Genomic DNA, 26606 nt, shown 5'->3' with positions numbered 1-26606 from the left:
GGCTCCGGACTCAGCGCTTGCCGACCCTGACACCGAGCGCCGTGTCCGGCCGGCACTTCGAGCACGCCAGCGCCTGATGGCGTAGTGCCTCGATCGCCTGCGCCCTGGTCGCAGGTCTCACCCGCTTGCCCGGGTCCCAGCACTCACCCGTGTGTACGGCGACGAGTCGCGAGCACCTGCTCGCCGTCGTCGGCGCGTTCGGTCAGAACGATCCGGGCGCTGTCGATGCTGCCCCACGTGCCGATCCAGGACAGGTACTGGTGCTGTACTTCGAAGTGTGTGCCACGAGCAGGGATTTTCCGAAGGTCCTGGCCACCTACTCACTGGCGTCCAGCGCCAGGAACAACGCCGGCGGCACGGGCAGTGTCGGCGGTGTGGCGAGGAAGCAGTCCCGGCATCGGTCGAACCAGCGGGGCCCGTGGTCCGGGTCGTGAAGCACGCCGCTGGTGCGGGACGGCTGGCCGTAGACGGAGCAGGGCGGTTCCTGCCGCATCCGCGCCCAGGTCGGTGATGCACGGCTGGTAGGGCAAGCAGTCCACGGCCGAAGCTCCACCGCCCGGCCCTGGGATCGAGCAAACGGGACCGGCACGACGAACGGGCCCTGTACGAGCGAATCGCACGGCTGCCCGAACCGATGACCGACCAGCTCCACGCCTGGTCACCAGCCGTTGACGCGCTGCCAGATGTCCTGGATCGCCGGTGCGGTGTTCGTGGTTCGGGTGCTGTCGATGACGTGATAGCCGTGATGCTGGGCGGCGGTGGCGCAGGCGTGGTTGGGCAGGATGCGCAGGCGGGTGCCGACGGGCAGGTCGGGCAGATGGGCGCCGTCGCGGGTGGTGAGGGTGCCGTGTTCCTGGCTTGCGGCCGTCATGACCAGGTCCGGGATGAGGGTGCCGTCGAGGTCGGTGACCAGGCCGTAGCCCTGGTCCTGCGCCTGGACGGCGGTGCCGCGGTCGCGGGACATGGCCATCCAGCCGCCGTCGGTGATGATCCATCCGTGTTCGGGGCGGTGGCCGATGACGGTGACGACGACCGACAGAGCGATGTCCTCGATGCGGCAGACGCCGATGCCAGCCATCACCAGGTCGAAGAAGACGTAGTTGCCGGCGCGTAGTTCGGTGACGCCGGTGAGGTCTTCTGCCGCGTGGGCGGTGGGGGTGGAGCCGACGCTGACGGTGGCCACGGGTAGGCCGGCCGCGCGCAGCCGCTCTGCCGCGGCGACAGCAGTGTCGCGTTCGTTCGTCGCTGCCAGGCGCTGTTCCTCGCCGGTGTAGGCGAAGTACGACTCGCCAGCGTGGGTCAGCACGCCGTCCAGACAGCCTGCGTCATGCAGGCTGCGGCCGATCTCGATGAGCGTGGGTGCGTCGGGCTTGAGGCCGCCGCGGTGGCCGTCGCAGTCGATCTCGATCTGGGCGGGGATGGGAAGACCCGCCTGGCGGGAGGCTTGTGCGACGAACTCCGCCTGCTCAGTGCTGTCCAACAGGATGCGCAGGGTGACTCCGCGGCGCAGCAGCTTGAGGACGCGCGGGAGTTTGTGGGGGTCGATGCCGACGGCGTAGGTGATGTCGGTGTAGCCGCCGTCGGCGAACGCCTCGGCCTCGGCAAGGGTAGAGACCGTGACGGGACAGGGAGTGCCATGGCGTAGGAGGGCGGCGACGTCGAGGCTCTTGGCCGTCTTCACGTGGGGGCGCAGGGCGACCTCGAGCCGGTCGGCCCTGGCTGCCAGTCGCTCGATGTTGCGCCGCATCTTGTGGACGTCGACGACGGCGAACGGCGTGTCGGGATCGGCAAGCGTCCGGGCGGCGCTGGGGCTGGTGGCGGGTGCGGGGTTGTTCACAGGGAAAGGTCCATTTTCTTCAGGAGGGCCATGCCCAGGTACAGGTCCTGCAGGCCGATTCCGGAGCTGTCGAAGACCGTGATGTCGCTGTCGTCGGTGCGTCCCGTGGCGCGTTGGGTGAGGACCTCGCCGAGCGGGATGAGGACCGTCTGGGCCGGGGCGTGCTGGCTTTCGCCCATGCGGCGGGCCTGCTCGGGCAGGTCGCAGAAGACGCGGGCGCGGGCGAACAGTTCGGGCGGGAGTTCTCGCTTGCCGGGGGCGTCGGCGCCCATGCAGGAGATGTGCGTGCCAGGGCGGACCCACGCGGCCTCGAACAGCGGCGGATTGTCGGCCCGGGCGGTCGTGGCGGTGACGATCACATCGGCCCGGGCGCAGGCTTCCTCGGCGCCCACGCTCCGGGCGGAATGCCCTTGCACCGCCAGTGCCGCGGTCATCCGCCCGGCACGCTCGGCGCCGCGTCCCACGACCAGGACCTCGTCGATGGGCCGGATGCGGCTGACGGCCGCCACCTCGTAGGCGACCTGGTGGCCGGTGCCGAAGACGGCCAGGGTGGTGGTCCCGGTACGGGCCAGCAGGTCGACGGCGAGGGCGTCGGCCGCAGCGGTCCGGTAAGCGTTCGCGGTGCCGACCTCAAGGACGGCCGCGATCCTGCCGATGCTCTGGTCGAACAGCAGCAGGGTGGAGTAGTGGCGCGGCAGCCCGTGCTCCGTGTGCCCGGCCAGTAGGTACCGATCTTCACCCCAGCGTGGGTCGCGGACGCGGACGGCTTGAGGGTGAACTGGTTGCGCGGGTTGGACCCGTGCACGGCCACGCTGGGAAAGACCGTGCCGTCCACCGTCGCGGCGAAGGCGGCGCGGGCCGCTTCGAAGGCCAGGTCCTCGTCCACGAACGCGGCGGTCTGCTCCTCGGTGATGTGCAGCAGACGGCGCGCAGCCGGTGGCCGGCCGGACACGGAAGCGGTCGCGGGCTCGGTCGACGATCCGGCGGCGGTCATGACGACGTCCTTCACTTGGTGTAGTTGTAGACGGTCGCCCGGGACACGCCAAGCAGGTCCGCGATGGTCTGCGCGGCATCACGCGAGTCGAAGTATCCGTCCTGGTGCAGCTGCCGCACGAGTGCCTTCTTGTCCTGTCTACTCAGCGATCGGGGGGTCGCGGCGCGCTCCGCGGCCAGTTCCTCCACCGCCTGGCGCAGCTCGCGCGCGTTGCGGTCCCGCAAGGTCTCCAGGGCCTGCTCGCGGTGCTCGGTATCCGTGGCCACGAGGTTCGACAAAGCGAGCGTCATCGGTGACAGCACCGACACGTCGAGGTTCAGGCAGAGGGCGGCGATGTACTCGCCGGCGGAATTCTTGATCCCAATGGACGTGCTCTTGGCCGGGCGGCCGTCCGGGAACTGGTTGGGGTAGTTCTGGATGACGCTGGGGTAACCGGGATCCTCGATACGGGCCAGGCCCAGCTCTGTGACGGAGTCCCCGACCTCGCGGCCGGAAAGATTGTTCTCGATCGCGCGGATCGCGTGCTGCGGATCCCGCAGGTCATGCAGAACCACCTCGCACAGGCCCGGGAACATGCGGCCCAGCGCAACAGCGATCTTCTCCGCCTCACGGATGAGGTGCTCGTCCGCCTCGGCCGAGGCCGAGGCGACGATGGCCTCACGTGCAACCCTCTCCACACCATCAACCACGCGTGCCACGAGGCCCCATTTCGACTAGACTTCAATTCTAAATTTAGATGATTAGTCTAGAAATTCTTTCGGCGATTGTCCAGCGGCCCTTCAGCCGCGGGGCGAGCACCAGGGCGTCGTCACTGAGCCACCCGCCGACGGCCACGTTCACCCGCCTCGCTACCTGGATGATCCTCGACCAGGCCGGACTCCCACGGACCGTCCATTGCTCCTGATCGCCGCGAACTCGCCACTGTGGCTGGCACCAACGCAGACCCTCGTATGGGTTCGCCCGCAGACCGCTCCAAGAATCCGCGACCCCGTGCGCTTCCGCCTTCGGCCTGCTCCACCACGGCGACACCGACCTGACCGGCTGGCCGTACCGGCGGCGGCGCGCAGCCCTGGAAGCGCTGCGCGCCGAGCTCAGCCTGGCCGGGCCGCTGACGCTATGCCCGTTGACCACCGACCCGGCCGTCGCGGTGCCGTGGCTGGTGTGGACGACGGCCGGGCTGGAGGGCTTGTGCTTCAAGCGGCTCGATGAGCCCTATCGGCCGGTGCGCTCGTGGCGGAAGTACACAGTGCGGGTCACCACCGAAGCCGTCGTGGGAGCGGTCACCGGCTCGCTGGCCGCTCCCCGCACGCTCCCGCTGGGCCGCTACGACCGCGCCGGGAACCTGCGGTACACCGGCCGCAGCACCACCCACTCCCAGGCCGCCGGCCGCGCCCTCGCCGAACTGCTCACCCCGCCTACGGCAGCGCACCCCTGGCAGGGGTGGACGTTCAGCGCCGGGTGGGGAACACAGCGCACCCTGGGACGTGCACCTGGTGCAGCCCGGCGTTGTGATGTAGGTGGCATCGACGTGGCCCCGGGATGCGGCCGGCGGTGGCGGCACCCAGCCCGGGCACACCGCGTCCGCACGGACATCGACGTCGCTCAGGTGCCGTTCTTCAGCGAGTGACCACCTACGAAACGGCTCCACCCAAGGGTTCCGGCGGCCGGTGCCGCCAGCTGGGCAGTACGGTCCGCGCATGCGTCTCGGCCGGACTGGCGACCTCGAACAGGACCCGTCGGCCCGGCCGAACCAGCTGCTGGTACCCCTCGATCTACGGGGCTGGTTCGTACTCCACCGTCTGCCCCGGGCAGGCATCGGCCAGCTCACCCAGGGTGGCGATCTCGGCTTTGTCGGCTGCCAGGTCCCAGCGGAGCTTGGTGCCCACCCACTCCGCGGCGTAGCGGCAGTAGGCGTCGGCAGCGGGTGGCAACCCCCTCGGCGGGGTCCTGGTCGGACTTGCTGCGGTTCGAGCGGGGGGTCACCGCGACCAGCGACGCCTCTTGGCCCTGGTCGTTCGCGTAACTCTCGCGGCGCTTCGCGGTCCAGGCCGACGCGCCGCTGTTCCACACCTCGGCCAGGGGCACCATGTGGCCGATGTCCAGGCGGGAGGCCGACGTCACCGAGACGCCGTTGTAGCCGGAGTGCCAACGCCCGCCTCCAAGCGGCATTTCGGCCCCACGACCGGCGGTTCCACGGCCTCGTGGATGAGGACCTCGGCACGGGTGTGGCAGCCGTCGGTCGGATTGTCGCCGGCGTTCCAGTGGCGGAAGCTCTCACGGGTGTAGCCGTCGCGGGACTCAGTACCTACAGGCAGCTGCCGACGGCGTCGGATAAGGGCAGGGTCTCCGCAGCATGGGCGGGTGAGGAGACGGAAGCGGACAGGACCACGAGGGCGGCCGCCAAGCCGGGCAGCACAGCTTGACCATGTACCGGTGATAGCGGCACAGACTTGGGCGCTGTCGGCGGCTCCCTGGATGCGCCGCCCGTGTGAGTGGAATGGTCGTACCAGCTGGGTCCCCCAACAACTGAGCGGTGCCCGGCACCGTGTGATCAGGTGCCGCCGGCTTCCGTCCGCTCACCGTTCCGAACGAAGGGAAGGGCCCGCCAGCAAGCTGACGGACCCTCGCTACAAGATCGCGCTAGCGGTGAGTACCCATTACTTCGGGATCGGGCCGCAGCAGGCGACGGTCTCGGTCTGGCCGGCGCTGACGAGCGGTGCTACCGCGAGCACAGCCGCCAGTGCCACGAACAAGCCCAGTACAGCTTTGCGCCTGTGTCCTCCTGTATTTACCGAAATCCGGTGCCGCATGGAGCGGTCACTGTTTCGGACGCTTGCCATCGTGTCGCCGTTGCACAGAAGTTGTGCCTCTTCCTGAAGCACGTCAGCATCTGGTCGGCCTCACGAAAACCCCAGCCCCGCATCCGCCCACGCCGACCGCACGGCGGCGTCAAACGCCGAGCCGCAGCCGCCCAAAGCGCCGGAAGAAGAACACCCTGGCCGCGTTCAGCGACCTGACTGGGAGACGCCCTGCACCATGTGAGCGTGCGCAGTTGCAGGAGGCGCATCGCGGCGGGCGGTGAGGCGCACGGTGCCCATGGGGCCGTGGTCCGCGAGACCGTCCCGCCTTCCCAAACACGTCGTGGGGTAACCCCGCAGGCGTGCCGGGTTCCGTCGCACCGCAGTGCTGGATGGTGGCCCGAGGGCGAAGAGTGAGAACATCCGCAGTCATGGATGATGCAGACGGTCACACGGCTCGATGGTGGGTGGCGGTGCGCCGGACGCCGGTGGCCGTCTGGAACGACGACGTCACGGACTGGGCAGCTGCGCTGACCTACTATGCAGTTCTGGCCCTGTTCCCGTTGCTGCTGGTGGTGCTCGTCCTGTACCGGTCGGGGCCGGCGTGCTCCCGCCCTGTCCGGAGGATGGCGCCCGGCGGCACACTGGCGGTGGCGCTTCTGCTGACCGTCTCGCTCGGATTCGCCGTCTACACCTCCCTGGTCAGCACCTATGACCGTCTGTACGGTTCACTGGCAGGCGTCGTGGTGTTTCTGGTCTGGCTGTGGCTCTCCAACCTGTCCCTCCTGATCGGCGCTCAGTTCAACGCAGAGCTGACGAAGCCTGCGCACGGGGAATGAGCCGGCCGTCGCGTAACGACCGTGCTGCGCCACTGTTGAACTGTGCGACTCCATGACGCCGGGCCCCGGGGACGTCGTGATCCCCCGGGGCCCGGCATGTGTGTCCGGACTTGGGGTCAACTGAGTTCGGCCGCCGTGGCGGCGACCCACGCGGCGGCTTCGTCGTGGGTCAGGAGCAGCACCTGCGTGTGGTGGGTGTTCCAGCCCTGTATGACGTGGACGCAGCCGGGATGGGTGTTGCCCTTCGAGGCGGGCCCGAGGTGCTCCAGCTTGAGCAGGTGATGGGCTACGGACTCCTCCGCCAGTGTGCACGTCGGCACTCCGGGAGCGTGAGCGAAGAACTGCAGTCCTGGGTTCGACACCTTGGCGTGCATTGCGTGGCCGCACTCTGGACAGGTCAGCGGGACCGGTGGCCGCACGCGGTGGACTGCCTCCCACTGCCAGCCGCAGCCGAGATCCGGCAGAGAGGCGTCGAGACGGCCCCGCTCTGGATGAACAGGGTGAAGCTCACGGTTGCCGCCAGTCAGTGCGGCCCGACTGCGTGCTACCCCCGCGCCGGTCACGGCACCCGCATCGGCTCCACGTCGGCCGGGAGCGGACACTTCCCCATGAACACGGTGTGCAGGTGCCGTACCCGGTCGGCGTGGGCCACCATGTCGGTCAGCTCCTGCTACGCGATGTCCTCGTACGCCCCACGATGGTTCTCCTCTCTGCCGGGTGATGAGCAGTCAGGACGACCGCCGGCTTGGAGCCCGGGCCGCCCCATTCCTCAGCCACCGTCAGGCAGTCAAGATCCACAGGACAGCCTATGAGCCCCCCGGCCCTTAACGGACTGACCCGCGATTGATCTCGGGGCGTGTTGGCCGGCGGGTTCGGCTGGGCGCGACCGTCTCCATGGCCCCGCACTCACCGACCGAGGTCAGTCGCAGGTCGGCCCTTTAGGGTCGGTGGCATGACGACATCCCCTGCCCGCAGTGCCTTCGACTCGCTCCGCCTCGACGCCGTGCCCGATCAGGACGCGTTGCGCCGGGTCTACGAACTACCCAAGGACACGGCCATACGCAAGCAGATGACCGAACTCACCGAGCAGACCCGGCGGTTGATCGGCTGCTCATCGCTGGTCCTGGTCGCCAGCGCGGACGCCGAGGGCAACTGTGACGTTTCCCCGCGCGGCGGCCCCGCCGGGTTCGTTGCCGTCCTGGACGCACGGACGGTGGCGATACCGGACGCGACCGGCAACAAGCGTCTGGACACCCTGCAGAACGTCATCGCCACCGGACGGGCCGGGCTGCTGTTCGTCATCCCGGGGCGCACCACGACGCTCAGGGTGAACGGCCGGGCCTGCGTCTCCACTCGCCCGGAGCTGCTGTCGCAGCTGACCGCCGTGGGCAACCCTCCGGCCAGTGCGCTGGTGCTGGGGATCGAGGAGGTCTACCCGCACTGCCCCAAGTCGCTCCTGCGCAGCGGGGCCTGGAAGCCGGAGCAGTGGCTGTCGGCGGACGCCCAGCCGACCTCAGCCGAGGTGACACTGGCCCAGCTGCGGATGCCGGAGCTGACGGTCGCTGACATCGAGCAGGCGGAGGCGGATTCGCTGAAGTACCGGTACGAGTAACGGGCCGACCTGCGCTTACTGAACACCAGCCCGTCGAATCACCGGGCCAGCACCCCTCAAGATCGATCGCGGGGCGGCCCGAAATAGGGGCCGTCGTGCCCGGCAACTCGTAGAGGCTGAGATTCCGGACGCTTCACCCGCACGGAGGAACCTCGCTCCGGCACACAGCCGAGACACGTGATCTCCGCGTCTTCGACGCGGAGATCACGGCGCAGCCCATCTCGACGAGACGCTACGGAAGGCGGACACGCCCGACGCCGCGATAACCCAGTAATCCCCGACCGTGTGGCCGACGTACAGGGCAACGAACACGGCGGCACCCCTCCCGGCGGGTCTGAGCCGTCGACCGGGGCACGGCCAGCGCCCCGACGGACCCGCCGAGCTCGCGGTGCCGACGGATCGCCGCGTCCCGGATCCCTGCCAGCCGCGGCAGCAGCTTCACGTCCAGGTCCCGGACCACGGTGTCCATCTCGGCCGCGTGGACTTCGGTAGTGCGGGCGCCCTCGTCGCGGCAGATCTGGCCCGTGCGGAGCATGGCCAGCCCCCACAACGCGGTGCCGAACCAGTCGGCGAGGCCTGTCTCAGCCCCAGGGTGTCTCAGGCGGCGCACCTCCGTGGACGAGAGGCTTCGCCGACGATGGTTCGGGTGGCCGAAGGAGGAAACAAGGCCGCGCGGCCGCGCGATCTACGCGGCACAGATAGCCTGCGCGGATGGAGCGGATTCAGCGGGCCGCTGGTGCGGTCGTCGGCTCGGCGGTGGGTGACGCCCTGGGCGGCCCCTTCGAGTTCGGTCCCCAGGGAGCGTTCTCCGCACGGCTTCCCGCGCCTGGTGCCGGTGGCGAGATGTGCGGAGGCGGCGGCTGGGACCCCAGCGAGGCCACTGACGACACGCAGATGGCTGTCCTGGTCGGGAGTCGCTGCTGGAGCGGGGCGAACTGGATCTGCCGGACATCTTCGCCCGCTTCCAGCGGTGGGCAGCCTCAGGTCACGATCTACGGCTGGAGTGCTAGGCAGCATCGTGGATGACAAGCTTGAACTCGGCGAGGGTCAACAGACGGGGGGTGGCGTCGTTGTGCGTAACACGGAGCGCAACCGGGGTGCCCGGGGCAACGAAGACGCCATGGTTCTTGACGTAGTACTGGCCACCGGGCGTCGGCGTGCGGTGCTCGGTCGCCGTGGTGTCGTTGGGGTGGGGCGTTAGACCCAGCGGGTCACGGACGTACTGGTCGCGCAGCTCCGTGTAGCTGGTCGTGCCGCTGGCGGCCTCCCACTGGATCATCGCGTGCAGGTGGCCCCAGCCGGCTTTGGACGGCCAGATCAGACCGCTGCGGTCGTCTGTCGCCCAGTCACTCACCACATAGCCGTCCGGCTGGACGGCCTGGTGCATCGCGAATTGGTCCGTCGATTCGGCCGCTCCGAAGGGGAACCGGACCATCTTGTACGCGGTGCCCGGCGAGATCAGCTGAGGTGTATCGACCTTGAGTGAGCAGACCTGCACGCCAGCCGCCGCAACCCCACCATCCGTAGCCATAGTTCAGCTTTCCCACGGTCGGCCGACGGCATGCCGGCGCCGATACAGCCCGACCCGCTCGCACTGCGGCGCAGGTGCAGAGGTGGAGGCTGGTGGTCCCGGTGTGCCGGGCAACGCTCACTGGAGACGTCGACGTCACCGTCACCGTCCACGAAACCCAATCCGCGCCTGACAGCGGTGACTGGCAGGAGATCGTCGAAATCTCGGCACACTCCGCCTCCGGAGAGCTCGTGGACCGCGGCATCATGGACGACCTGGACGAAGAACTTCTCGTCTTGTCGTTCAACGGTTCCGGCGACCACCGGCTGGGCCTTCACACCCGCGGCCGCGGCACCGCCGGCGACCTGGCCCCACCGGTTATCTAGGGTTAGAGGGAACTATGCACAGGTCAGACCGGGTGCGCCGGCGTCAGGCAAGTTAGACAAGTTAGACTTCGAAACGGTTCGGTCGAAACACTTCCTGGACACACGTTTGGCCACGCGGACCGGGGCCCCATCGAGACGTCGCCGCCGCCGGCCACAGCGGCTGTGCGACATCCCGTGGGTTCCCCTGGTTCTTGCCGGAACTCCGAGCCCCAGGCCTGGGGCTTCTCTCTCGTGCACGTGATCGGCCGGTCAGGGACGTGATTTCGGGATTCCAGAAGCTTTCTCGGCCGATTTGATCAGTCTGCGGTCTGGTCGAAGACGAGGAGGCGCATGCTGTCGGCGCTGACGGTGGTGAGAAAGCTCGGCAGAGCTCTGGAGAACTCACGGGATGTCGCACTGAGGCACTTGAGTCTCCAGCCGCCGGAGGGTTCAGGATCTTACTCATGGACGACGAACGCCCCGACGTGCTCACCATTGGCCGGCTCGCGCACCGCACTGGAGTTCCGGTGCGTACCCTGCGCTTCTGGTCGGACGAGGGGGCGGTGCCGCCTGTGGCCCGCTCCGCGGGCGGCTACCGGTTGTACGACGCCGAGTCCGTGGCCCGCGTCGAGCTGGTCCGCACCTTGCGGGAGCTGGGCCTCGGGCTCGACGACGTGTGCCGCGTCCTGAGCGGCCGCACCACGGTCGCCGAGGTCGCCGACGCGCATGTGGCCGCGCTCGACGCGCAGATCCGCTCACTCAAGGTGAGCCGGGCCGTCCTGTCCACCGTGGCGAAACGGAGTTCGACCGTTGAGGAGACAGCACTGATGAACCGGTTGGCGCGGCTTTCCGCCGCCGAGCGCAAACAGATCGTCGACGAGTTCAAGGAGGAGGTGTTCGGCGGCCTCGACGACCCGCGCCTGCGCGACCGCATGCGCACCTTCAGCATCGAATTGCCCGACGATCCCACACCTGAGCAGGTCGACGCCTGGATCGAACTGGCCGAATTGGTGCGGGACCCCGGTTTCCGCTCCCGGTTGCGCACATGGATGGAGCTCAACACGCCCGTACCGGGGCAGGGCCGTCCCCCCGGGGCGTCCATCTGGTGGGCCAGGCAGATCGTGCAGACCGTCGCGGAGGTCAGAAAAGGCGGGGTCGCTCCCGAGGGGCCGGCAGCGGCCGAGGTGCTGTCCGAGTTGTTCGGTGACGCCGATCGGGCCGCCGTGCTGCGCAGCCTGGAAGCCGGGATCGAGGCAGGAGCGGAGCACTACCGCAGGCTCGTCGCCCGTGTGCGCGGGCAGGATTCGTCGCCCGACGCGACCGAGGAGCTGGAATGGCTGGCGCGGGCCCTGCGCGCCGCGGATCAGACCTGACCTGGTGCTCCCCCCCCCCCCCCCCCCCCCCCCCCCCGGCTGGGGACTGCGGCGTAGGTCCGAAGGCCGGACCCGGACACGGCACGCGCCGGCCCTGGGTGCACAACTGGCAGTTCGGCAGGGGGTCGTGATGACCGAGGACACCCAGGCCGACGTCACCGCCGAGACCCTTCGGATCGCTCAGCATCCTCGTGTTTCACCCGAACCCACGGATGCATTGGCCTGACGCACACCGGTGGACCCGTGGGTACGCGCTGAAGGACCTCCAATTTCCCTGAACCCACGGGAATCTTGAGGTACGGGTAAGAGCCGTGCCACCAGCCGAACACGGCATCTCACGATCGGCGCGCCACACTCCGCGCCCACTGATGAGGACACACCGCACTGCCGCTCGGGGAGCACCTACACGGCACGGTCCTGCGACATCCGGCTCTTCGACGGCGCGACTACACCGGCGCCTCCTCGGAATGGATCGACCAGTGCACTCACCTGGGCGATTCAGGGACCGGAGACTGCCCATCCGTCAACTGGTACGACCGCGCCGGCTCGTACCAGCTCAGCTGAGACGTACGAGTGCCCCCGTCTCTGCGTGAGACAGGGGCCCCGGCCGCGCCGCTACGAGAAACCGCACCACACCTTGCTGCCGCCGACGTTCCAGAGATCGTCACGCATCCACCCCACGTAAGTAGCCCGTGAGCCTTACCCCCCCCTGAACCGGGTCCAGGCCGGGCGCGGCCGTTCCGCACGCGGCGTGGGGCGCGGCCCCACGGGTGCACACGCGTCGACGCCGGCGGCGGGCGGTGCGCCTAGGTGGTGCGATCGGCAACGAGCGCGGCCTCTGTCGCGGGTTGTGTCACTACACTGCGCCGTGGCATCACAGGACGCCCACAGCAAGTGGCCGGGATGAAGGGGGAGCGGCATGGCTACGGGGGGATGGGGGCCGGGCAACGACCCCGGTCAAGCTGGCGGCAACGGACCGGGAGGCGTGGGCGGCTGGGGCGCTCCCCATGGACCACCGCAGGGCGGCCCGTATGGTCCACCACCACCGAATCCGGGCCCGTACCCGAACCAGCCTGCGTACCCCTACGGTCCCCAGCCCACGAGGCCTCCCGTCCGGCGTTCCCGCGGCTGCCTGTCGTACGTCTCACTCTTCGGGCTGGTCTCCGCGATCCTGCGCTCCGCGCACCGCGTCGCCGCCAGGCTCTTCGTGCAGGAGGGTGAAGGCCGGATCGTGGACCGCGTCGTGGACCGCGTCCAGCTGGCCCGCACGGTGCTCGGTGCTGCCGCCACCATCGCCCTGGTCCTCGCCTACAACGTGGACCGGAACCGCTGGGAGGACGCGGCCTGGGGCGGCGTCGCCAACCTCATCGTCGCTCCGTTCGTGCTGCTCATCGCCGGGCCTTTGGTCATCCTCGGATTCATCTACTACGCGCCCCCGCACCTGCGACCCCATCTGCGCTCCCGGCTGCGCGCTCCGCTCAAGGCGGTCGGCTGGTACGTGCTGACGTTGGTCGTCATCGGGGGAGTCCTCGTTCTTGCGGGCCAGATCGACGACCGCGACGGGAAGAGCTGGTGGGAATACGTACTGGCCGTCGCCGCGCTCATCGTCATTGTGTGGGGTCTCCCCTTCTTCTTCATGGCGTCGCTGTACTCGGCCCGCAGTGCCTTCAACAGCGCCCAGGTCCACCCAATGCTGCCGCCCGTCCTTACCCTGGCGCTGGTGTGGGTGTTCGCGGTCTTCAACCTGATCGGCGACGGCATGCCGGGGGGCCCGCCCGTCGTCCAGTATTGCTCCATGCTGGGGGGGCCGCTGTCGGTAACGGCCGTTTCGCTGTGGGAACTGCGGCGGATGAGGACCCGTTTCGGTGTCACCCTGCGCGCCTGATCCGGCTTCGGCGCGCCCCGCTCGCAGCTGACGCGCCGCGTGGCGTGCGGCCCAACTGACCGTTTCAGAATGAAAGGACTGCCCGCCGGCAGTCCCGGCGACTGCCTCGGCACCTCGACGGACGGCATCACGCGGGGGCAACAGTGAGGGTGCGCCGGTCGAGGTCCAGTTGGACGGTGCCGCCGTTCTGCTGCGGAGCTGGCGCCGGACGGTGTGGCCGGTGAGGTGGCGTGTTCCCAGTCCGCGGCACGGCAGACGCTGACCTCGAGGTGGGCGGTCATGTGGCCGATGGTGGTGAGCAGTTCGTTGTCGATGTGCTTGATATCGCCGAAGTAGCGGTGGCGTGCGGCGTAGGAGAAGACGAGGGCGGAGATGCCTTCCTCGATGGCGATGGCGCGGCCGCCATCTTCCGCTTCGTCCGTGCGGGGGCCGTTCTTGCGTTTGCGGCCGAGCAGGAAACGGGTGACGGGGGACCAGCCGAGGACGGCGGCGTGGGCGAGGTGGAAAGCGTCGTGAAAGCGGTAGTCGTCCTCGATGTGGGATGCGCTGGTGAGGGGGCGCCGGCGGAGGTGCCGTCTTCACGGGTGAGGACGATGACGGTACGTCGTCCTGGGGGGTGGGCCTGCTCACCGCCGTAGACGACGTCACCGATCAGTGCCTGACTGACCCGGTCCGCAGCCCAGTAACAGTTGGTGAACCGGTACCGCGACAGGATCGGATCATCCGTCCACGGCTGCGCTCCCCCGGTCAGCACTACCGTGGCGGCCCCTCGCGGATCGAGATCGTCTTCGATCCGCTGCGACCGACCCGCGCCAGGCCGGCACTGCCCGGCTGGCATGTCGCAATACAGGCATTGGGGCCGTTTGCCATCGAGGCCCCGTTCCTCGCCGTCGGCACTCGGACTCGACTGGGCAGTGGCACAGAGCCGCATGGGAGGCTTGCCACGCGAGGGTCCGTGCCGGACACAGCCGGCACGGACCCTCTGCTTGTGCTCAGCCTTGCCCGCGCGGTGTGAGGCCGAGTGGGGCCGACGGGCAGTAGGCGCCCTGGGCTGCGCGGGGCGGGATCAACCGTGCGCGCATGGTCTCGGTCTCCCACTCCTCGACGGCTTCCTGCCGCTGGAGAGGCGGCCCAGCGGCGCTCCAGCGGCGTTCGAGCCCGGTGACGTCGTCGGCTGGGGGTTCGGTGATCATCCGGTCGGCTTCGGGCGGGGAGCCGCCGATGGCCCGGGAGTTGCTGGCGCCTTCCGGGGCATACGGCGGCCAGCCCGGGGAGCCGGTGGCGGCGAAGGCGGCCCAGGCGCCGACGAGGGTGTCGCGGGCGGTGAGGTGTTCGGGGGTGTCGGCGCCGACGTCGGGCAGTTGAAGAACCCCAACGGACCGGTCAACGCGGACAGTTCGGCATCCCACTCGGGTATCTGCTCAGCCGTCACACCCAGCATCATGCCCGGTCAACGACACCACACGAGCTCCGTCACAGATCTCCGGCTGTAGTACGTGGGCCTCGGCTGACGTAGGCGGCGGTTCCGGCGGCGGTGAGTACCGCTGCGACCACGGCCGCGGGACGGCTGTCGGAGGCCTGTGTCTGCCAGGTCAGCGCCTCCCCCGCGGTGCCCATGCCCGGGAACGCCGCCGCGCCGAGCGTCCACCCGAGAGGCAGGAACCACGAGCGAGCGGTGCCGACCGTGGCCGCCCCCAGGGCGGTCAGGCCCAGCAGGCCGGCCGCGTCGCGGACGACGCATCCGAACGGCCCGAACCGCGTGCCGGTGAGCAGTGTGGCCAGCAGCAGCATGAGTACGCATCCCAGGGCCGTGGCCAGGTGGGACATCCGCAGCCACCCCCACGGCCTCGCCGCCGTGCGGTCCAGGGTGTCGTCGGGGCCTCCGAGCGTGGTGGTGGCGACGGCTACCAGGAGCAGGACCGTCAGGGCGAGTACGGTGCTGCTCACCTCGCCCTCAACGCTGAAGGCCGTCGCCAGCAGCCACGCGATGGCAGTGCCCGCGACGGCCGCGCCGAGCGCCGCCGGCACCTGGCGCGAGCGGACGTAGAGCGTCAGTCCTGTCATCGGGCGCCTCGGCTCAGGAGGTCGGTGGTGTCCTGGCACTTCTGGGCGGCCTGATAGACGGCGATAACCCGGGCTTCGGCCTCGGCTCGCGGCAGTGCCTGCAGTTCCTTCCAGAGCTTGACGGCGTCCGGGTCATGGAATTCGAGGCCATCGGGACCGGCGGTCGGCTCCCGGTCGAGCAGCCAGTAGGCCACTCCGGTGAGCATCGTCGGTTCGAGCCGTCCCGGGTGGGCGAGGTGACCGTGCTTGTCGACCGTGATACTCATCAGCGCGGTGTCGGCCCGCGGCCTCGGTGACGTAGCAGGAGAGAACGTGGAGGTGTCCTCATGTGCCTCGACGATTGATGTTTTCGTCAGGAGTTCCCATGCGTGCCGGGCCTTGGGGGTTACCTCGGGCAGCAACCCTTCGTGCGCCCGGCTGACGCAGACCCGCGGGGTGTCGTCGGTGCACACCAGTTCCTGGGCGACCGGATCGAGCGTCCCTTGGTCGTAGGCATCGCCGGTCGGCACCACCAGGGCCGTGGCCGTGGCCCCGATGGCCAGCGGCAGCAGCGCGGCGAACGCGAACTTACGGTTCTGGACGGCGAAGAGCACGACGCCGGCCACCGCAACCGCGGCCATCCAGAGTGCCTGGGCGGCGCTGACTCCGCCGTCGACCGTGTCGTAGCCGCTGAACATGCTCATCCCCATGGCCGGGGAGAACGCCGCCGTGAATCCGCCGTCCGGAAGGGCGTGGGGCCCGAGGATCAGTAGCGCGAAGCCGATCACGGCCAGCGCGGGTGCGGTGGCGAGCGCCGGCACCAGGCGTCCGACGGCCAACCCGAGCCAGACCGAGGCGATCATCGCGACCAGCCCGACGGCCACGACGACAAACGCGGCCGGCGGCAGGTAGCGCGCCGTGTCGGCGATCCGTGGTGCCGCCGCGAGGAGCGTGACCAGGTAGGCGACGAGCACCGCCAGGGCCGTCGTGGCCAGGATCGGCACCATGCGCTGCGGTCTCGGGCGGGGCACGGCGGCGAGCAGTTCGGCGACGTTCGCCCGGTGCTCGCGATAGGACTGCCAGGCGCCGGCGGCCATCGCAAGGGGCGAGAGAACCGCGAGGTATTCGCGCTGCGTCATGGCCAGCGCCATCCACCCCGTGGACCATCGCCCCGCGGTGGCGTGGAGGACGATCGTGCCAGCGACGGCGATCAGGAGCGCGGCGCCGAGGGCGGCCGAGCGCCGGAGCTCGATGCCGAGGATGCGGTTCATGCGTTGCTCCGGTGCTGGCGCAGGAGTGCGGAGTAGCCGCGCTCCGCCGGGCTGTCGCCCGCGTCGCCCTGCCCACCGCGGGCGATCAGGTCGTCGGGGGTGCCCTGGAAGAGGAGTCGGCCTTCGTTCATGAGGATGACGTCGGTGCAGGCAGCGACGACGTCCTCGACGAGGTGGGTGGAGACCATCACACAGCTGTCGGCGCCGAGGTCACGCAGCAGGTCGCGGAAGTCGAGACGTTGTTCGGGGTCGAGTCCGACGGTGGGCTCGTCGAGCAGCAGCAGTTCGGGGTCGTTCACGATGGCCTGGGCGATGCCGGCCCGGCGCAGCATGCCGCCGGACAGCGTCTTCATCTTGGCGTCGGCCTTGGTGGTGAGACCCACCCGATCGATCGCGCGTTGTACGGCGTCGGGTATCGCGGTTTTGGGCATTTCCTTGAGCCAGGCCATGTACGCGACGAACTCGCGGACGGTGAACCGCGGGTAGAAGCCGAACTGCTGCGGCAGATACCCCAGTTTGCGACGCACCTCGCGCAGGTCGGCACGGCCGTCCACCTGCGCGCCGAGCAGCGTCAATGAGCCGCTGGCGGGCTTGACGACGGTGGACAGCGCGCGCATCAGCGTGGTCTTGCCGGCGCCGTTCGGGCCGAGCACACCCTGCACGCCGGCAGTCAGCGTCAAGTCGAGTCCGTCGACGGCCGGGTGCCGGCCGGCCCGGACACGCAGTTCTTTTGCGTGGACGAGCCAGGGATGAAGGGTGGGAGCCGTTTCGGCAGCATGCACCGCTCGCATGGGTCTCTCCTGTTGATCCTGTTGATGGGGGTCAGTTGCCACTGGTCAGGCGGTGGAAGTGCGTGGCGGCGAGCGGTGTGATAGCGGCAAGGGCCACGGTGGCCACCACCCAGTCGGCGGTGCTGCCCGGCTGCAGTACCGGGGACAGGGACTGGGCCGCCACACTCGGCAGCAGGACTGCCGCGGACCAGACCACCGCGAGTCCGATCGCCGCGCGCCGTACGCCGATGAGGGCGCCGAGCACGAGGGTGGCCCCCGTGAACGCCAGGCACGGCAGCAGGGTGAGGGCCAGCGAGGTTCCGGTGCTCACACCCGCCACCAGCAATGCCGGAAGCACGACGACGAGCACCGCGAGCGTCCGCCGCAGCACCATGGCCAGGCCGGCTGCCGGTGTGGTGGCGATCAGTTCCCAGGCGGGGTCGTTCCGCCGGCTCCATGCCACCGCGACGCCGGGCAGCGGAGCCACCGGGGCCAGCAGCAGCACGAGCGACGGCAGGCTCGGCTCGGCGGAGTCCAGGAGTACGCCACAGCCCAGCACCGCGACGGTCACCGCGAGCCAGGGCAGCAGCGTCCACGCGAGCCAGCGTCGGTGCACGGCCGCTGCTGGTGTGCATTGCCAGGTCGGCGACGGGCTCGCTTCGATCGCCTGGCCGAGTGAGACGGCGACACGGTCGAGCAGATCCGTCGTGGCAGGGGTGGCCTTGGCGGCCAGTGACTCACGGCAGTTGGCGCACGCGTCGAGATGGACCTCGATCGACCAGAGCGCGGCGTCGTCGAGTCCGTGCCCGCCGTCCGCGTAGCGGGCCAGGATCGTGGTGGTGGGATGAGTCATGAGAGCGCCTTCCGCAACGCCATCCGAGCCCGCCGCGCGCGGGTTTTCACCGTGCCCTCCGGCATACCGAGCAGCACCGCCGTCTGACGGACCGACAGATCATCGAGCACCATCGCCTGCAGCACCTGCCGCAACTCCGGTGGCAGCCGCAGCAGCGCCTGTTCGAAGTTCTGGTCGACGCGGTTCGCCATCACCTCGTCCTCGGCGGCCGGCGCGGTCGTATCGAGCAGGGCAACCGTCGGCACCCGCTCCTGCCGGGCACGTCGGCGGAACGCGTCGACGAGACGGTTCGCGGCGATCGCCCAGAGCCAGCCGACCGCACTGCCCTCGGTCACGGAGCCCGCATAGCTGCCGGCCGCACGCCAGACCGCCAGGTAGGTCTCCTGGAGCACGTCGGCGACGACGTCGTCGTCGGCGCAGCGGCGGCGGAGCCGCACCGCCAACCAGGGCGAAGTACGCCGATACAACTCGTCGAACGCTGCCCGGTCACCACCGGCGACGCGACGCACGAGTTCTGCCTCGTCGAGGTCTGCCATCCCTTTCACGATCAGGGAGACGAAACGACCGTCCATTCAGGTTCTCGGACGCTTCGGCGGCTACCGAAAGCAACAGCGCTTTACGCCGAGCGCGAGGTCGTCCACATCGCCGACCGGCCCGAATCGCACCGTGAGCAGCTGCCCGGGATCGCCTCGCGTACGCGGGCCCCGCGCTAGCTGGCGTCGTTACCGGGCGCCAAGTCGACCCTCGCAGGGGTTCGCCGAATTCGCCGGCCTCGACGACAGCGCCCCCGACGCCCACCCCGCCGTGATCACTGGTTACAAGGCCGCCCGGAACCGCCCATTGACCCGCGGTCAGAAACTGTCCGACAAGGCCCTCGCCGCCGTCCGAGCAAGATCCGCACCGACCCCGAAGGGGGCGACCGCCCTGGTGCGGGCCCTGCTGGTGCTGACGAACCGCGAAGTCTCCCGGCGACCGATGATCTACGCCGAAGTCATCCGCCCACGATCAGGACGAGCACTCCGGCCCCCGCCCACACCAGACCCGTGACCAGCAACTTCACGATGCACAGTGCTCAATGAGCGCGTCGACGAGCGGGCCGGTGCGCATCGTCCACCGGAGCCCCGAGCAGTATCCGTCATCGCGCTTCTCGGAGACAGCGCCCCCGACGGGCTTCCCGAGGCCTTGTCTGGTCTTCACGGCAACCCCCGGTCTCAGCTGGCTCATACCGCTCTTCCCCGCCGCATGAGCCGGCTGATGGCACCGAGAACGAGGCAGTACGCGTCAGCTGACCCGGAGACCGACCGCCAGCGTCAGTTCAAGGACCCGGTGTGGCGATGCGAGATCCGGAAACAGCTCCCGCAGCTGCGACATCCGGTACCGGACTGTCTGGGGATGGACGAACAACGCCGCCGCCACCTCGTCCCGCCTGCCCTGGTGCAGCAGCCACGCCCGCAACGTCTCCTCCAGCCGCCGTGCAGTCGTGACAGGCAAGGTCCGCAACGGTGCGAGGGCTCGGGCACGCAGGTCTGCGAACGCGTCCATGTCGGCACTCAGCACCAGCTCGGGCAGGTGGTCCTCGGTGTCGCGGATATCAGAGGAGAGGGAGCGGGCGCGTACGGCTCGTGCGTACGAGGCGGACGCTCGAGTCCATGGCCGGGCCGGGCCGACCACGGCGGTGCGGTCGGTCAGCTGCCGCAAGAGATGTGATCGGTCGGCGTCGGGGACGAGCAGCACACCGGTGACGTCCGGCAGATCGTCGAGGACGAGGGTGCTCGGGTCGAGCGCGCGGTAGGCAGGCCGGGCCTGGGCGGCGGGCAGCAGGACCGCGGTCAGCGAAACCGGATGCTGCCACCCGGCCCGCTGAGCAGAGGCCAGCAGCACGTCCGGGCTCGCACCGGCGAGGAGGTCGCGGGCCAGGTGTTCCAGGTGGCGCTCGTGGTCCCTGCCCCGGGCGGCCAGTTCGTCGGCGTGGCCCGCGGCGCTCGCGGCGGAGAGCTCGTCGATGTAGGCGAAGGTCAGCTCGGCGAACTTGGCGACCTCGGCGGCGGGCAGACCTGCGGGTACGGCACCCGCTGCCAGGCATCGCCAGGCCACGCGGGCGCCGACGCGGTAGGCGCTGAGCAGGGCGTCCATCGAACGGCCGTCGCGCACCTCGCCGCGGCCCAGCTCGTAGGCTGCGTCACCGGCGTCGCCGCCTGTGGCGTTCCCGCTCGCGAGGTCCAGGTAGTGCCCCAGGGCGGTGCGGACGGCTCGGCGGATGGTGGCGCCCATGTGGCCCGAAAGGGCGTTGGCGTAGGAAGGGACCTCGTCGATGATCGCCTGGACGACCTCGTCGGCGGTGGTCTTCAGCGCGGCCCGAAGTGCCGTGACCGTCGTCTCGTCAAGGGCCAGCTCACTGGCCCTCTGGATTGCATGGCTCATGTTTTTGTTCCCTGCGAACAATTCAGCCGACCAGATTTACGTCTTGCGGTCAGGACTTTACGCCCTGAGGCGCAGCAAGCTGGAGTCATGACGAGTGCAGCCCTCCGCAGCAGGGCGTGGAAACTGCTGGAGATGGTCACGACGCCGCTGCTGCCGTCGGACTACCTCGACCTGGTCAGCCCGCTGCGTGCGGGCGCTGACCTGCGTGGGCGCATCGAGGCCGTGCACCCCGAGACGGGTGACGCCGCGACCATCGTGATCAGGCCGGGACGGGGCTGGCGCGGCCACACAGCCGGTCAGTACGTGCGGATCGGGGTCGATGTCGACGGGGTGCGCCTGTGGCGTGCCTACTCCCTCACCTCGCCGACAAGCCGCCAGGACGGCCGCGTCACGATCACCGTGAAGGCGATCCCGGACGGCAAGGTCAGCAACCACCTGGTCCGCAGGGCGAAACCGGGCACGCTGATCCGGCTCGACCAGCCGACCGGTGACTTCGTGCTGCCGCAGGCCAAGCCCGCCAAGGTCCTCTACCTGACGGCCGGCAGCGGCATCACGCCCGTGATGGGCATGCTGCGCGACACCGAGTTCGACGACGTCGTCATGGTCCACTGCGCGCCACAGCCGCAAGACGTGATCTTCCGCAACGAACTGCACGACCTGGTCGCCGACAAGAGGCTGCGGCTCACCGAGGTGCACACCGACACAGACGGCATGCTCGACATCGCCCGTCTCGACGAACTCGTGCCCGACTGGGCCGAGCGCGAGACCTGGGCCTGCGGGCCCGCGGGCCTGCTCGACGCCGTCGAAGAGCACTGGACCGAGCACGGCGTACAGGAGCGCCTGCACACCGAACGCTTCCGCCCCAGCATCGTCGTCGCCGGCGACGGCGGCGAGGTCACGTTCAGCGCCACCGGCAAGACCGTGGACGCGGACGGCGCCACGCCGTTGCTGGACATCGGCGAGGAGGCCGGCGTGCTCATGCCCTCCGGGTGCCGCATGGGCATCTGCTTCGGCTGCGTCACGCCGCTCAAGGCGGGCGCCGTCCGCGACCTGCGCACCGGCGAGATCACCGAGGCCGAGCCGGGCGTCCTCATCCAGACCTGCGTGTCCGCCGCGGCGGGCCCCTGCGACATCGAACGGTAGGAGCACCTTGACCGCCATCGACCCCACCGCCCACCTGACCGCGGAGCAGATCGAGGAGCTGGGCCGCGAGCTGGACGCGATCCGCGACGAGGTGATCGCCGGCCGCGGCGAGAAGGACGCCGCCTACATCCGTAGGGTCATCTCGGCGCAGCGCAAGCTCGAGTTGGTCAGCCGGGGCGTGCTGCTGTTCTCGATGTTCCCGCCCGCGTGGCTGCTCGGCACCGCCGGTCTGTCCGTGGCGAAGATCATGGACAACATGGAGATCGGCCACAACATCCTGCACGGCCAGTGGGACTGGATGCGGGACCCGAAGATCCACTCCACCACCTGGGAGTGGGATCACGTCTCGCCGTCCGACCAGTGGAAGCACTCGCACAACGAGCTGCACCACACGTACACCAACGTGATCGGCAAGGACAACGACCTCGGCTACGGCATCATGCGCGTCGACGAGGACCAGAAGTGGCACCCGTTCCACCTCGGCCAGCCGCTGTGGAACTTCCTCAACGCCTGCTTCTTCGAGTACGGCATCGCAGCGTACGACCTGGAACTCGGCAAGAACCTGAACAAGCGGCGCCGCAAGAACCCGGAGTTCCGCGCGCGGGCCAAGGCCGTGGGCCGCAAGATCCGCAAGCAGGTGCTCAAGGACTACGTGATCCACCCGCTGCTGTCGGGCCCGTCGTTCCTCCCCACGCTCGCCGCCACGTTCACCGCGAACCTGGTCCGCAACATCTGGACCCACTCGGTGATCATGTGTGGGCACTTCCCCGAGGGCGTACAGGTCTTCGAGCGCCGGTCGATCAAGGGCGAGACGCGCGGCCAGTGGTACCTGCGCCAGATGATGGGCTCGGCGAACATCAGCGGCAGCAAGGCCATGCACTTCATGACCGGCAACCTGTCGCACCAGATCGAGCACCACCTTTTCCCGGACCTGCCGAGCAACCGGTACGCCGAGGTCGCGGTGAAGGTGCGCGCGCTGTTCGAGAAGTACGAGCTGGAGTACGTCACCGGCCCGCTGCCCAAGCAGGTGTTCTCCGCGTGGCACAAGGTCTTCCGGCTCTCGCTGCCGAACAAGAAGCCCAAGGTCAAGACGCCGGACCGCGAGCAGGAGCTCGTCGCCGCCTGATTCCCGGTATTGGTTCAGATCTCTCGGCCGTACCGGCGGCACCGCCGGTTTCGGTGAGATCCGCTGCGGACGGTGGGCGACCGCGACGTCAGACCGTACGACACGGGATCCGGGGCAGCGAGTGTCCGGCTGCGTTGCTACCTGGACGTGCGCCAGGAACTCAGCACACAGCCCCCGCCGAGGTGTTGTAGTGCGCTGACCCGCCATGGTCGGGCCGGTGGTCGGATACGTACGCGCACTCGGTTTGCCGCCGGCCGCGCTGTGGCCGACCGGCTGGCCCCGCCGCTCGGCGCGCATCCGTGGACGGGCTGGACGTTCTCGGCAGGCTGGGGAACGCAGCGCACCCTCGATACCGTCCTGGTGCGTCTGCCCATATGCCGACCCGTCGGCAAGGGCACTGCCCCGGCCCCGGCATCAGGCAAGACCGCAAGACCGCTTGGTGTTCGCGAAGGTTGCTTGAGCCGGAACGAGGACAGCACCAAACGATTGGGCAACTGCCTTGCTCCCCCTCCAGAGCGCGACTCCAGCGGTCGGACCGAACAGCACCACACATCCAACCGCCACAACCAACCAGCTCGGCGAACCTACGTGGTCACAGCACTAGGACCTGTCCGGCGGATCTTGGCTGATGGTCGCCAGCAGGTGTGTGAGCAGGGGATCATGATTGTTCTCGCGCCAGGCGACGGCCACTCGTGTACGGGCGGTGTCGGGTTCGATCCTGCGGAAGGCGACGCCTTTGAGGCGGATGCGCCGGATGCTCGCCGGGGCCAGGGAGACGCCCAGGCCGGTTTCAACAAGGGCGCACACGGTTTGCCACTCCACCGCGTGCTGGACCACCTGCGGTGTGAACCCTGCTGCGGTGCACAGGCCGATGATCTGGTCGTGCAGTGGCGGGCCGACCATGCGGGGAAGCAGCACGAAGGGCGAGTCCGCCAACTGTGCAAGCTGTACGACCCGTTGGGCTGCCAGGTGGTGGGTGGACGGCAGTACGGCCACGAAAGGCTCGCTGAGTACCGTCCTGAAGCCGAGCCCTGTCTCATCGGTGGGGGGTTCGCGTAGTAGACCGATGTCGATGGTCTGGTGATGCAGGGCAGCGATCTGCGGAGCGGTCGTCATCTCGTGGATGTCCAGGTGCACTCCAGGAAACTGGTGACGGAAGGTGCGCAGCAGGCCGGGCAGGATCGTCAGGGCGAGGGAGGCGGCGAAGCCGATCCGTAGGCGGCCCGCCCGGCCACTGCCGACGGCCCGGGCTGCGGCCAGGCCGTCCGAGAGGTCGGTGAGTGCCCGCCGGGCGGCGGGCAGCAGTTCGCTGCCGGCTGGGGTGAGGGTGACCCGCCCTGGGGCGCGGGTGAACAACGCGTGGCCAACCTTGTCCTCCAGGCGGCGGATCTGCTGGCTCAGCGGTGGCTGGGCGATGCCCAGGCGGGCGGCCGCGTGGCCGAAGTGGAGTTCCTCGGCGAGCACGACGAAAGCGTGCAGCTGCGGTAGGGGGAGTTCGGGGCGCTCCATACGCTTAGAGATATCAGACCGTGCATGCGACCGTATTAGACGTATCAGTGTTGGTCATTTAGCGTTCGGCGCATGACCGAGCGACGCGCCATCCTCAGCGGCTCGACCTTTGAGAAGCAGATCGGCTATGCCCGTGCTGTGGTCGACGGCGACTGGGTGCATGTGTCCGGGACGACCGGGTTCGACTACGCCACCATGACGATCTCCGATGACGTGGTGGAGCAGGCCGAGCAGTGCCTGCGCAATATCGAGGCCGCCCTGGCCGAAGCGGAGTGCACCTTCGCCGACGTGGTGCGTGTGCGCTACCTACTGCCCGACCGCGAGGACTTCGAACCCTGCTGGCCGGTCCTGCGACGCTCCTTCGGCGACGTTCAGCCGGCCGCCACGATGCTCGTGTGCGGTCTCGCCGACCCACGGATGAAGATCGAAATAGAGGTGTCCGCGCGGCGGCGCTTCCCGCCTCACGGTGGCGCCATGAGCCATCACTCGGAAGCGCCTGTTGCGCCCGTCGAAGCGTATGAACCCCCGTACTACGTGGCTGTCTTCACTACGGTGCGAACCCAGGACCAGAGCGGCTACAGCGAGACCGACGCCCGCCTGGAAGACCTGGTGAAGAACGTCCCCGGGTACCTGGGGATGGACCACGCTCAGACTCCCGGCGGGCTTGGCATCACCGTCAGCTACTTCCGCGACGCCGACGCCCTCACCCGGTGGCGGACCAACGCCGAGCACCGCGCGGCGCAACAGCGCGGGCGAGCCGAGTGGTACCAGCGCTACACACTGCATGTGGCGAAAGTGGAACGCAGCAACGGGTTCACGCGAGCGCAGGACCCGCAGAGCCCGACAGCAGGCTGACGACGGCGCCGCCGGCCAGGGGGGCCACGATCGGGGCGATGCCGCCGAGGGCCATCAGCACGCCGAAGAGCCTGGCCGCGACGGCACCGGTCGCAACATCGAAGATGACCGCCCAGCCAACCACGAGGCCGGCCACGCCACTGAAGCCGGTCACGAAGCGCAGCACGATGAGCACCCCGAGGTTGGGAGCCGCCGCGCACAGCGCCGTGGCCAGGGTGCATACCGCGGCGCTGGTCAGGATCGGCATGCGCCGTCCGTAGCGGTCGGAGAGCGGACCGAGCACCAGCTGGCCCGCTGCGGTGCCGAACAGGAAGGCGGTCAGTGTAAGCGCCGGATTGTGATTCCTGGCGACCGCCGCGATCTGCGCGTTGGTTTCGTGCCTGCGCAGGTACACCAGGGCGACCAGCGCACGCTGGTGCGGCGGTAGCTTGCAGCGGCGGATCACCCTCGCGGGTGACGATGAGTTTGGTGACCCACTCGACCAGCGCACGGGGGGAGGTCGAGTGCGGCAGGACGGGGAACCAACAAGGCTCCTGTGCCAGTGGGTTGAGACTTCGAACACCTTCCTCCACGGCCCCGGGAGCCCTGTGTGTTGCGCCCTGCGGCCTCGTCACCCGGTCAGGGCCCGCGCCGAAAAGCTCCGTGCTCGATCCACCTCTCACACTGCTGCCCCATGCCCGGCCGGGGAGCGCGAACGCCGTTTCCAGGTTGGGGGAACCGGTGGGGAATCCATCGGGGCATGGGGAGCTACCTGCCCAGGTGTAGACAATCCTCGCTCGCCAGGGTCTAGTTTGAATGACATACGGGTGCAACACGCCAAGTGCAGGGGGCTACATGCTTCTGAAGAGGTTGGCCGTAGTGGGCGCAGCGGTCGGGCTCGCGGTGAGCCTGAACACCACCCCGGCGGGCGCGATACCGAGAAGCACCTTCTTCGAAAGTGCAATGCCGGACAGGCTGTGCCTGGACTACAGGGCCGACTATGGTCCGTACGCCTTCGGGTGCAACAAGACTGCCTACCAGTGGTGGTATTGGGACGACGACTACGAGGTCACCGCACTGCGGCAGAAGGCAACCCGCCTGTGCCTCACGCTGCGCAACGGCGTGCTGACGATGAAGCCCTGCAACGCGGACGATGACGCCGCCATGTGGTTCGTCTCCTCCGACCCGGGCGCCGGATCGACGATCATGAATGCCGTGAGCCGTAAGTGTCTCGCGCGAATGCCGTATGACGGAAAGAAACACCCTGTTTCCACCTCGACGTGCACCGGCGGCCCCTCCCAGCGCTGGCACTGGTGGGAAGGCTAAGAGGTCGGAAGACCCTCGCCGCCACGCTGGAGCCGCTCGGGCCGCCCTTGCAGCTCTTGCCGCCCGTCCGGCCTGTCCGACGTACCCGGCCACCTGA

Annotated in this window: 25 protein-coding genes and 6 pseudogenes; 11 read left to right on the top strand and 20 right to left on the bottom strand. The window is 69.1% G+C overall.

Annotated elements, in window-relative coordinates; translation table 11 throughout:
- Positions 1 to 10: 10 nt before the first annotated feature.
- The 5 genes and pseudogenes from IO24_RS46510 to IO24_RS0118125 all read right to left on the bottom strand — a co-directional run.
- Positions 11 to 157: pseudogene (locus IO24_RS46510) on the bottom strand (DUF6233 domain-containing protein); the annotation flags it as partial.
- Positions 158 to 316: 159 nt separating this feature from the next.
- Positions 317 to 493, bottom strand: a complete 177-nt coding sequence (locus IO24_RS45215; RefSeq protein ID WP_157851269.1) for a hypothetical protein — start codon at positions 491 to 493, stop codon at positions 317 to 319.
- Between the two features lie 165 nt (positions 494 to 658).
- Positions 659 to 1837: a DSD1 family PLP-dependent enzyme gene (locus IO24_RS0118135; RefSeq protein ID WP_031136953.1), complete on the bottom strand. Its 1179-nt coding sequence runs from the start codon at positions 1835 to 1837 to the stop codon at positions 659 to 661.
- Positions 1834 to 2910, bottom strand: coding sequence for an ornithine cyclodeaminase family protein (locus IO24_RS40780; RefSeq protein ID WP_234335421.1), 1077 nt, complete (start codon positions 2908 to 2910; stop codon positions 1834 to 1836). The genes IO24_RS0118135 and IO24_RS40780 overlap by 4 nt, the downstream gene beginning before the upstream one ends.
- The gene (locus IO24_RS0118125; RefSeq protein WP_045297377.1) at positions 2843 to 3508 is read right to left on the bottom strand and encodes a helix-turn-helix transcriptional regulator; all 666 of its coding nucleotides are present in this window, start codon (positions 3506 to 3508) and stop codon (positions 2843 to 2845) included. Before IO24_RS0118125 ends, IO24_RS40780 begins: the two co-directional genes overlap by 68 nt.
- A gap of 446 nt (positions 3509 to 3954) precedes the next feature.
- Between IO24_RS0118125 and IO24_RS45210 the strand changes: the two genes are divergently transcribed.
- Positions 3955 to 4458, top strand: a complete 504-nt coding sequence (locus tag IO24_RS45210; protein ID WP_078899591.1) for a hypothetical protein — start codon at positions 3955 to 3957, stop codon at positions 4456 to 4458.
- 145 nt (positions 4459 to 4603) lie between these two features.
- Here IO24_RS45210 and IO24_RS40775 read toward each other — a convergent pair.
- Positions 4604 to 5247, bottom strand: a pseudogene (locus IO24_RS40775) (HNH endonuclease family protein).
- An 813-nt stretch (positions 5248 to 6060) separates the two neighbouring features.
- Here IO24_RS40775 and IO24_RS0118105 point away from each other — a divergent pair.
- The gene (locus IO24_RS0118105) at positions 6061 to 6468 is read left to right on the top strand and encodes a YhjD/YihY/BrkB family envelope integrity protein (RefSeq protein WP_078965990.1); all 408 of its coding nucleotides are present in this window, start codon (positions 6061 to 6063) and stop codon (positions 6466 to 6468) included.
- A gap of 116 nt (positions 6469 to 6584) precedes the next feature.
- On the opposite strand, the gene IO24_RS0118100 is transcribed toward IO24_RS0118105, so the two are convergent.
- Positions 6585 to 6788 (bottom strand): hypothetical protein, encoded by a 204-nt coding sequence (locus IO24_RS0118100; protein ID WP_167551618.1) that lies wholly within the window; start codon positions 6786 to 6788, stop codon positions 6585 to 6587.
- Between the two features lie 632 nt (positions 6789 to 7420).
- On the opposite strand from IO24_RS0118100, the gene IO24_RS0118090 reads away from it, so the two are divergent.
- The gene (locus tag IO24_RS0118090; RefSeq protein ID WP_031136945.1) at positions 7421 to 8080 is read left to right on the top strand and encodes an MSMEG_1061 family FMN-dependent PPOX-type flavoprotein; all 660 of its coding nucleotides are present in this window, start codon (positions 7421 to 7423) and stop codon (positions 8078 to 8080) included.
- Positions 8081 to 8791: 711 nt separating this feature from the next.
- Positions 8792 to 9063: pseudogene (locus tag IO24_RS43105) on the top strand (ADP-ribosylglycohydrolase family protein); the annotation flags it as partial.
- A 23-nt stretch (positions 9064 to 9086) separates the two neighbouring features.
- On the opposite strand, the gene IO24_RS0118080 reads toward IO24_RS43105, so the two are convergent.
- Positions 9087 to 9611 carry a hypothetical protein gene (locus tag IO24_RS0118080; RefSeq protein ID WP_031136942.1) on the bottom strand — a complete coding sequence of 175 codons (525 nt, stop codon included), beginning with the start codon at positions 9609 to 9611 and terminating at the stop codon, positions 9087 to 9089.
- Between the two features lie 92 nt (positions 9612 to 9703).
- Here IO24_RS0118080 and IO24_RS40765 point away from each other — a divergent pair, with 92 nt between their 5' ends.
- From IO24_RS40765 to IO24_RS0118065, 3 genes are all read left to right on the top strand, one after another.
- The gene (locus tag IO24_RS40765; protein WP_031136940.1) at positions 9704 to 9976 is read left to right on the top strand and encodes a hypothetical protein; all 273 of its coding nucleotides are present in this window, start codon (positions 9704 to 9706) and stop codon (positions 9974 to 9976) included.
- 443 nt (positions 9977 to 10419) lie between these two features.
- A complete protein-coding gene (locus IO24_RS0118070) occupies positions 10420 to 11328 on the top strand; it encodes a helix-turn-helix domain-containing protein (RefSeq protein WP_031136938.1) in 909 nt (302 codons plus the stop codon).
- A 1207-nt stretch (positions 11329 to 12535) separates the two neighbouring features.
- Positions 12536 to 13213, top strand: coding sequence for a hypothetical protein (locus tag IO24_RS0118065; protein ID WP_234335253.1), 678 nt, complete (start codon positions 12536 to 12538; stop codon positions 13211 to 13213).
- 287 nt (positions 13214 to 13500) lie between these two features.
- On the opposite strand, the pseudogene IO24_RS46505 reads toward IO24_RS0118065, so the two are convergent.
- From IO24_RS46505 to IO24_RS0118025, 9 genes and pseudogenes are all read right to left on the bottom strand, one after another.
- Positions 13501 to 13749: pseudogene (locus IO24_RS46505) on the bottom strand (nucleoside triphosphate pyrophosphohydrolase family protein); the annotation flags it as partial.
- A 140-nt stretch (positions 13750 to 13889) separates the two neighbouring features.
- A pseudogene (locus IO24_RS45205) lies at positions 13890 to 14051 on the bottom strand (hypothetical protein); the annotation flags it as partial.
- Positions 14052 to 14205: 154 nt separating this feature from the next.
- The gene (locus IO24_RS0118060; RefSeq protein ID WP_031136935.1) at positions 14206 to 14622 is read right to left on the bottom strand and encodes a hypothetical protein; all 417 of its coding nucleotides are present in this window, start codon (positions 14620 to 14622) and stop codon (positions 14206 to 14208) included.
- A 64-nt stretch (positions 14623 to 14686) separates the two neighbouring features.
- Positions 14687 to 15277: a hypothetical protein gene (locus tag IO24_RS0118055; RefSeq protein ID WP_031136934.1), complete on the bottom strand. Its 591-nt coding sequence runs from the start codon at positions 15275 to 15277 to the stop codon at positions 14687 to 14689.
- Positions 15274 to 16527: an ABC transporter permease gene (locus tag IO24_RS0118050; RefSeq protein ID WP_031136932.1), complete on the bottom strand. Its 1254-nt coding sequence runs from the start codon at positions 16525 to 16527 to the stop codon at positions 15274 to 15276. The genes IO24_RS0118055 and IO24_RS0118050 overlap by 4 nt, the downstream gene beginning before the upstream one ends.
- Complete coding sequence (locus IO24_RS0118045) at positions 16524 to 17318, bottom strand: ABC transporter ATP-binding protein (RefSeq protein ID WP_031136931.1); 795 nt, start codon at positions 17316 to 17318, stop codon at positions 16524 to 16526. The genes IO24_RS0118050 and IO24_RS0118045 overlap by 4 nt, the downstream gene beginning before the upstream one ends.
- Positions 17319 to 17349: 31 nt before the next feature.
- Entirely contained in the window at positions 17350 to 18150 is an 801-nt protein-coding gene (locus tag IO24_RS0118040; RefSeq protein ID WP_031136929.1) for a hypothetical protein, read from the bottom strand.
- Entirely contained in the window at positions 18147 to 18686 is a 540-nt protein-coding gene (locus IO24_RS0118035) for an RNA polymerase sigma factor (RefSeq protein ID WP_031136927.1), read from the bottom strand. The genes IO24_RS0118040 and IO24_RS0118035 overlap by 4 nt, the downstream gene beginning before the upstream one ends.
- A 745-nt stretch (positions 18687 to 19431) precedes the next feature.
- The gene (locus IO24_RS0118025) at positions 19432 to 20571 is read right to left on the bottom strand and encodes a PucR family transcriptional regulator (RefSeq protein ID WP_031136926.1); all 1140 of its coding nucleotides are present in this window, start codon (positions 20569 to 20571) and stop codon (positions 19432 to 19434) included.
- Positions 20572 to 20658: 87 nt separating this feature from the next.
- Here IO24_RS0118025 and IO24_RS0118020 point away from each other — a divergent pair, with 87 nt between their 5' ends.
- Together IO24_RS0118020 and IO24_RS0118015 are read left to right on the top strand one after the other, a co-directional pair.
- On the top strand, positions 20659 to 21714 hold the full coding sequence (locus IO24_RS0118020; protein WP_031136925.1) for a ferredoxin reductase: 1056 nt from the start codon (positions 20659 to 20661) through the stop codon (positions 21712 to 21714).
- Positions 21715 to 21721: 7 nt separating this feature from the next.
- The gene (locus tag IO24_RS0118015; protein ID WP_031136923.1) at positions 21722 to 22840 is read left to right on the top strand and encodes a fatty acid desaturase family protein; all 1119 of its coding nucleotides are present in this window, start codon (positions 21722 to 21724) and stop codon (positions 22838 to 22840) included.
- Positions 22841 to 23440: 600 nt separating this feature from the next.
- Here IO24_RS0118015 and IO24_RS0118010 read toward each other — a convergent pair.
- Positions 23441 to 24349, bottom strand: a complete 909-nt coding sequence (locus tag IO24_RS0118010) for a LysR family transcriptional regulator (RefSeq protein WP_031136921.1) — start codon at positions 24347 to 24349, stop codon at positions 23441 to 23443.
- A 72-nt stretch (positions 24350 to 24421) separates the two neighbouring features.
- Between IO24_RS0118010 and IO24_RS47380 the strand changes: the two genes are divergently transcribed.
- The gene (locus tag IO24_RS47380; RefSeq protein ID WP_031136920.1) at positions 24422 to 25204 is read left to right on the top strand and encodes a Rid family hydrolase; all 783 of its coding nucleotides are present in this window, start codon (positions 24422 to 24424) and stop codon (positions 25202 to 25204) included.
- Here IO24_RS47380 and IO24_RS0118000 read toward each other — a convergent pair.
- Positions 25164 to 25565, bottom strand: coding sequence for an MFS transporter (locus IO24_RS0118000; protein WP_420823219.1), 402 nt, complete (start codon positions 25563 to 25565; stop codon positions 25164 to 25166). The genes IO24_RS47380 and IO24_RS0118000 overlap by 41 nt on opposite strands.
- Positions 25560 to 25729 (bottom strand): annotated as a pseudogene (locus tag IO24_RS47620) (helix-turn-helix domain-containing protein); the annotation flags it as partial. The gene IO24_RS0118000 and the pseudogene IO24_RS47620, both read right to left, overlap by 6 nt.
- A 309-nt stretch (positions 25730 to 26038) precedes the next feature.
- Here IO24_RS47620 and IO24_RS0117995 point away from each other — a divergent pair.
- Positions 26039 to 26509, top strand: coding sequence for an RICIN domain-containing protein (locus IO24_RS0117995; protein ID WP_031136916.1), 471 nt, complete (start codon positions 26039 to 26041; stop codon positions 26507 to 26509).
- Positions 26510 to 26606 lie beyond the last annotated feature (97 nt).

The organism is Streptomyces flavovariabilis (assembly GCF_000725785.1).
Classification (GTDB): domain Bacteria; phylum Actinomycetota; class Actinomycetes; order Streptomycetales; family Streptomycetaceae; genus Streptomyces; species Streptomyces hawaiiensis.
Note: the sequence above shows the minus strand (reverse complement) of the source record. Positions and strands in the feature narration are given on the sequence as shown.